The organism is Plebeiibacterium sediminum, assembly GCF_026013605.1.
GTDB lineage: Bacteria > Bacteroidota > Bacteroidia > Bacteroidales > Marinilabiliaceae > Saccharicrinis > Saccharicrinis sediminus.
This window is the reverse complement of the sequence record NZ_JAPDPJ010000004.1, coordinates 155536-162682: the sequence shown is the minus strand read 5'-3', so window position 1 is coordinate 162682 and position 7147 is coordinate 155536. Positions and strand designations below refer to the sequence as shown.

General features: G+C 36.5%; 6 protein-coding genes. All 6 read right to left on the bottom strand.

Annotated features, from left to right (window positions below; all coding sequences use genetic code 11):
• A partial coding sequence (locus OM075_RS03960; protein ID WP_301189175.1) for a thiamine pyrophosphate-binding protein occupies positions 1 to 710 on the bottom strand: 710 nt, incomplete at its 3' end.
• Between the two features lie 27 nt (positions 711 to 737).
• Entirely contained in the window at positions 738 to 1169 is a 432-nt protein-coding gene (locus tag OM075_RS03955) for an RpiB/LacA/LacB family sugar-phosphate isomerase (RefSeq protein WP_301189174.1), read from the bottom strand.
• 71 nt (positions 1170 to 1240) lie between these two features.
• Positions 1241 to 2878 (bottom strand): ribulokinase, encoded by a 1638-nt coding sequence (locus OM075_RS03950; RefSeq protein ID WP_301189173.1) that lies wholly within the window; start codon positions 2876 to 2878, stop codon positions 1241 to 1243.
• 205 nt (positions 2879 to 3083) lie between these two features.
• The gene (araD, locus tag OM075_RS03945; protein WP_301189172.1) at positions 3084 to 3773 is read right to left on the bottom strand and encodes an L-ribulose-5-phosphate 4-epimerase; all 690 of its coding nucleotides are present in this window, start codon (positions 3771 to 3773) and stop codon (positions 3084 to 3086) included.
• Between the two features lie 12 nt (positions 3774 to 3785).
• On the bottom strand, positions 3786 to 5498 hold the full coding sequence (locus tag OM075_RS03940; RefSeq protein ID WP_301189171.1) for a sodium:solute symporter: 1713 nt from the start codon (positions 5496 to 5498) through the stop codon (positions 3786 to 3788).
• Positions 5499 to 5518: 20 nt separating this feature from the next.
• On the bottom strand, positions 5519 to 7021 hold the full coding sequence (gene araA / locus OM075_RS03935) for an L-arabinose isomerase (RefSeq protein ID WP_301189170.1): 1503 nt from the start codon (positions 7019 to 7021) through the stop codon (positions 5519 to 5521).
• Positions 7022 to 7147 lie beyond the last annotated feature (126 nt).

Below are 7147 nucleotides of genomic sequence, written 5' to 3'. Positions count from 1 at the left end.
AAGAAAGGTTTTTCTGTTTCAGCTTTGGCTGCATCAAGAGCTTTACGGATTTCGTCAGCGTTATTTCCATCAATGGTCATAACTGCCCATCCCCAGGCTTCATATTTTTTAGCAGTATCTTCTACTGTTACTGCATCTGTTTTTGTAGATAACTGAATGTCATTTGAATCGTAAAACATAATAAGGTTGTTCAAACCTAAATAACCTGCAATACGACCAGCACCCTGAGAAATTTCTTCCTGAACACCACCGTCAGAAATGAATGTATAAATATCATGAGACATCCAATCTCCGAATCTTGCCTTTAAGAATTTCTCTGTAATTGCAGCTCCAACAGCCATTGTGTGACCTTGTCCTAGTGGACCTGAAGTATTTTCAACACCTCTTGCAAAATCAACTTCAGGGTGTCCTGGAGTTGGGCTATCCCATTGGCGAAACTTAGATACTTCATCCATGCTGTATGTACCTGTTAAAGCCAGCTGAGCATATAGCATTGGTGACATGTGACCTGGATCAAGGAAGAAACGGTCTCTGTTTACCCATGTTCTGTCTTTTGGATCATAGTTAAGGTATTCAGAAAAAAGGATGTTAATAAAATCTGCACCACCCATAGCACCACCCGGGTGTCCTGAATTTGCTTTTTCAACCATTGCAGCAGCTAATATTCTGATATTATCTGCAGCTCTGTCTGTTACACTAATAGATGCCATAACAATGTCTTTGTTTACTTATTATTTTTATTTTAATTCTATCTTTTCAATTCGCTTTTGATGTCTTCCTCCTTCAAACTCAGTAGCCAGAAATACATCAATAATTTTATAGGCGTCTTCCTCCTCAATAAATCGAGCTGGGATAGTACAAATATTGGCATCATTATGCTGACGTGCGAGTGCAGCAATTTCTGTTTGCCAACAATAAGCCGATCTAACTTCTTTATGACGGTTAAGCGTGATATTTATGCCATTACCACTACCGCAAAAAGCCAAACCTACTTTTAGTTCTTTTGTCTCAATAGCTGTAGCTAATTGATGTGCATAATCTGCATAATCACAACTATCAGCAGAATAAGTTCCGTAATCTTTAACTTCCAAACCTTTTGAAGTCAAATACGCTATAACCTTAACTTTAAGGTCGTAACCAGCATGATCAGAAGCTAATCCGATAACCATTTTATAAAATTTTACGAGGGATAAAGGGGGAAATGAAGCATATTTCCCCCTATTATAAACATGAAAATTGACTACAATTCTTTTTCAGTGAAAGCACCTAATTTAAGGTACTTATCGTAGATTGCTTTGTAAGCTTCAACATTAGCTGCAATAGGATCGTATTCTTTTTCAAAACCTTGTCCCATTGCTTTTTGAGCTTCAGCAATATTTTTGTGCGCACCTGAAGCAACTGCTGCAAACATAGCAGCTCCTAAAGCCACACTTTGCTCTGAACGAGCTACCTTAATTGGCATACCAAGAACATCTGCCAGTGTTTGCATTACAAAATCTGATTTTTTTGCAACACCACCAATAGCAACAACCTGATCTACCTTTACACCATTATCTAAGAAACGTTGAACAATAGCTTTAGAACCAAAAGCTGTAGCTTCAACCAATGCACGGAAAATACGAGGAGCTGAAGAACCTAAGTTCAATCCTGTAATGGTTCCTTTTACATTTTGAGTAGCATCTGGAGTTCTACGTCCGTTTAACCAGTCTGTAGCTAAAATAGTAGACTCTTCAACTGGAATTTTAATCGCTTCTTCTGATAAAGCAGGAATAATTTTATCTTCAATTGCTTTAGCCTGATCTTTATCTTCGATAAATTGTAATGGCCATGCTAATACATTTTTGAACCATGCATAAACATCACCAAACGCAGACTGACCAGCTTCTAGTCCAACCATTCCAGGAATTACAGAACCATCTACCTGACCACAAATACCCGGGATTAATTTATCTCCCAATTCATCTTCAGGAGAAACCATGATATCACAAGTAGAAGTACCCATGATACGTACAAAAGTATTTGCTTCAATCTCAGCACCTACTGCCCCCATGTGTGCATCAAAAGCACTCACACCGATGACTACGTCAGTAGATAAACCTAATTTTTCGGCCCACTCAGGAGTTAAAGTTCCAAATGCCTCATCACTGGTATATGTATCTTCAAATAAGTTTTCACGTAAACCTTTTAATTCAGGTCCAAGTTCAACTAAAAACTCTTCTGGTGGAAGACCGTTCCAGTCAGTATGCCATAAAGCTTTATGACCAGCAGCACAACGGCTTCTTTTTACTTCTTTAAGAGCTGTTTTTCCTGTTAATACAGCTGGTAACCAGTCACAGTATTCAATCCATGATACAGCAGCACCTTTAACAACCTCATCTTTACGTAATATATGAAGAACTTTAGCCCATACCCATTCTGAAGAATAGATACCACCTTCGTATTTAGTAAAATCTACATCCCATTTACGTGCCAATGCATTTATTTCGTCTGCTTCTTTAACAGCAGTATGGTCTTTCCATAAAATAAACATTGCATTTGGATTTTCTTCGAACTCTGGTAACATTGCCAAAGGCGTACCGTTAGCATCTGTTAATGCAGGTGTACTACCAGTTGTATCAAAAGAAATTCCAACTACATTTTCAGCTACTGAAGCATCACATTTAGCTAACGCCTCTGTAATAGTAGCTTCCATTACTTCCAAATAGTCTTTTGGATGCTGACGGTATTGATTTTGTGCAGGAACACAATATTTTCCGTCCATCCAACGAGGATAATATTTTACTGATGAAGCCATTTCTTCACCTGTATTCACATCAACAATTAATGCTCTGGCTGAGTCAGAACCATAATCCAATCCAATTACATATTGATTTTTCATTGATCTATCTTTATCAAGAAGTATTATCTATCCTTGTTATGCAATCATCTCATAAAAGAGATTATTAACAGGATCTTTATAAAATTAATATTTGCCCAATTTGAGAATGTAATAAAAGGCAATTAAGAGAATATTTTACAATTGATTTAAAAGGGATTTTCTAATTAATTACTTAAAAAGAAAATCCCATCCCTATTCATATCAATTATTTACCTTGTCCATAGTATGCATTTGCACCATGTTTACGGTTAAAATGCTTTTCTGTAAGGTGATTATTCATATCTGCATTAGGATTAACCTGAAATGCAATAAAATCCATTTTAGCAATTTGCTCTAACACAACTGCATTATGCACTGCGTCATCTGCATTTTTACCCCATGAAAACGGACCATGATTTTTAACTACTACACCTGGAACATGAGAAGGATTACGTCCTTCGAATGCTTCAATAATAACAGTACCAGTATCTTTTTCATAGTCACCAGCAATTTCCTCTTCAGTCATAGACCTTGTACAAGGAACATCTCCATAGAAATAATCTGCTTGTGTAGTTCCTAAAATTGGAATATCTTTTCCTGCCTGTGCCCATGCTGTTGCATAAGTTGAGTGTGTATGTACAACACCACCAATTTCAGGAAAAGCCTTATATAATTCAAGATGTGTAGGTGTATCAGACGAAGGTTTTAAATCTCCATCAACCACATTTCCATCTAAATCTACCACAACCATATCAGAAGCTTTCATTACATCGTAATCAACGCCACTAGGTTTTATTACTACCAAACCTTTTTCTCTGTCAATAGCACTTACATTTCCCCAAGTGAAAATAACAAGTCCGTGTTTTACTAAATCAAGATTTGCTTTAAAAACGTCTTCTTTTAATTGCTCTAACATTTCCTTAATTTTTTACCAGAAATAAATATAAAATGCAACTGTTAAACTTAGGATAATCACAGTGTTAACTACATCCCAAATATTCCAGCTTTCTCTAGTAGCAGCTCTTTGTTCCGGAGTTGAAGTACCAAATACCAAACCTTGAATTTTTTCGGCAGATGGTGCTTTTGTATTTAAACTTACAATTACCACAACTGCAATACAAACTAACAACATATATCCACAGAAGAATAACCAGTTTGTATCAAAGAATACAGCTTTAAATAAGCTATCTCCAGCATCCGGGAATGAATTATAATAAACTTTAGCTCCTAAACGAGTAATACCAATGATAAATCCAGACATTAAACCCCAGTATCCACCTTTAGCTGAAGCTCTTTTCCAGGTAATACCCATTAAGAAAGCAGCTGCAATACCTGGAGCTAATACTGACTGAACATCTTGTAAATATTCATACAAAACGTCTCCAATACTTCTCATAATTGGAATCCAAAGAATACCTAATGTTACAATTACAACAGTTGCCATCTGGCCGATTTTAACCAATTTCTTCTCAGGAGTTTCTGGTTTAAATCTTTTATAGAAGTCAATAGTAAATAACATTGCCGATGAGTTAAACAATGAAGCTAATGAACTCATTAAAGCAGCAAGGATACCACAAACTACAAGACCTTTAACTCCTGCAGGTAATAACTGAGCAACTAATGAGGGGAACGCAGCATCTGCACTTGGTAAAACATACAACTGTCCGTTTAACATCACATCACCTTTAGCACTCATTGCATAAGCAATCATACCAGGAATTAAGAATAAGAATACTGGTAATAATTTTAAGTAAGCACCAAAGATAGTACCTCTACGAGCATGTTTCTCGTTTTTACCAGATAATACCCTTTGAACAATAAATTGGTCAGTACACCAGTACCAGAAACCAATAACGGCAGAACCAATTAAGGCTCCTAACCATGGAAAATCAGGGTCACCATTGTCACGAATAAGGTTAATCATACTGTCACCATATTCGTTTACTTTTGTAGCGCCACAAATTTCAAGAACATTTTCCCAACCCCCTACTGCTTTTAATCCAAGCACTAAGATAATTAAGGAACCCCCTAAAAGAATTGGAGTTTGTAAAACCGATGTATAAAGTACCGATTTCATACCTCCGAAAATAGTATAAAGGGCTGTTAAAATAACCAAACCAATAGCAGATATCCAGAAGAAGTCAATACCCCAAAGCTCTTCTATTCCAAAAACCTGTTGAAATACCAATCCACCTGCATAAACGGTAACTGCTACTTTTGTAAGCACATAACTAACTAACGAAATCAAAGACAATACTGTTCTGGATTCTTTGTTATATCTACGCTCCAAAAATTCAGGCATTGTTAACACCATACTGCGAGAATAGAAAGGCACAAAAACCCATCCTAAAATCAATATCATCCACCCTTGAATTTCCCAGTGAGCCATTGCCATACCACTAGAGGCACCAGCACCAGCAAGTCCAATTAAGTGTTCAGATCCAATATTTGAAGCAAAAATAGATGCCCCAATTGCAATCCAGGAAGCATCACGCCCCCCTAAAAAGTAATCTTCGGAATTCGAATTTTTTTGACTAACTACCCATACGATAATGGCAACCAGCAAAACAAAAAAGACTCCTATTACAATCCAATCTAAAGTAACCATATTTTTAATTGTTTCTGGCGTATGAATCCTCATACGCCATATTTAGTAAATTATTATATCCCTTTTGCTAAGTGATAATAAAGGTCGTTCCATTGAAGTTCTTTTTTGAACGCTGGAATAGTAGTATTGTTATCAATAACTACAGCTTCAATACCTGCAATCTCTGCATAATCTAATAAATCTTCAACAGTTAAATCATATGAGAAACTAGTGTGGTGAGTTCCACCTGCAAGAATCCAAGCAGCAGCACCAACTTCAAAGTTTGGCTGTGGAATCCAAAGTGCACTAGCTACAGGAAGTTTAGGTAATTTTTTAGATTCGATACAATCAACAGCATTAATGATCATACGGAAACGACTTCCCATATCAACAATAGTAGCTGCAACACCTGGTCCTGTTTTACTAGTAAATACTAAACGAGCAGGATCGTTTTTACCACCAATTCCTAATGGGTGAACTTCTAATTTTGGTTTGTGGTCAGCAATTAAAGGACAAACCTCTAACATGTGAGCCTGAAGGATAGAACTATTCTCACCATCGAAGTTTAATGTATAATCTTCAAGGAAAGAACATCCGTTAGGTAAACCTTGTCCCATATACCACATTGTACGACATAAAGCAGCAGTTTTCCAGTCTCCTTCAGCACCAAAACCGTAACCATCAGCCATTAAACGCTGAGAAGCTAAACCTGGTAACTGATCTACACCTTCTAAATCATCAAAGTTTGTAGTAAACGCTTTTGCACCTTTAGCTTCAAGATATCTGCGTAATCCAATTTCAATACGCGCAGCTTTAACAACTTGCTCACGATCTTTTCCTCCTTCTTTACAGTTATCAGCAAGGTCGTACTCTTCTTCGTATATTTTAACTAATGCAGCAACATCTTCATCACTTACATTATCCTGTACTTTTACAAAATCAGCAATTGGGCTATAATCAACATGGTAACCAAATACTCTCTCAGCATCTACTTTATCACCATCTGTTACAGCAACATTGTTCATTTGATCACCAAAACGGATGATTAACATATCTTGAGAATCAGCCCATCCTGCAGCAACGCGAGTCCAACCAGCTACTTTTGAAACTGTTTTAGGATCTTGCCAGTGACCAACTACAACTTTGCGGTTTAAACGCATACGTGCTGTGATGTGACCAAATTCTCTATCTCCGTGAGCACTTTGGTTTAAGTTCATGAAATCCATATCGATTTCATCCCAAGGAATCTCTTTATTATATTGAGTGTGTAAGTGAAGTAATGGCTTATTTAATTCTTTAAGTCCATGAATCCACATTTTAGCAGGTGAGAAAGTGTGCATCCAGGTAATAATACCGATACAATTTTCTGCACTGTTAGCTTCTTTACAAATTTTATGTATTTCAGCAGAACCTGTACCTGTAGGTTTACAAACAACTTTAACAGGAATTTCTGAAGAAGCATCAAATGCTGCTGCAATTTCTTTTGAATGATCAGCAACCTGATCTAATGTTTTTTGTCCGTACAAATGCTGGCTTCCTGTTACAAACCAAACTTCTAATTGATCTATAGTTTTCATAATTACACTGATTTTACCACAACCGCTAAAAAACCAAAATACTATATTATATACATCTGATTTTCTGGTCGTATCATTTCTATCTTAATGTTTCTTTTGTTTTATATAGTACTTTATACTATTATA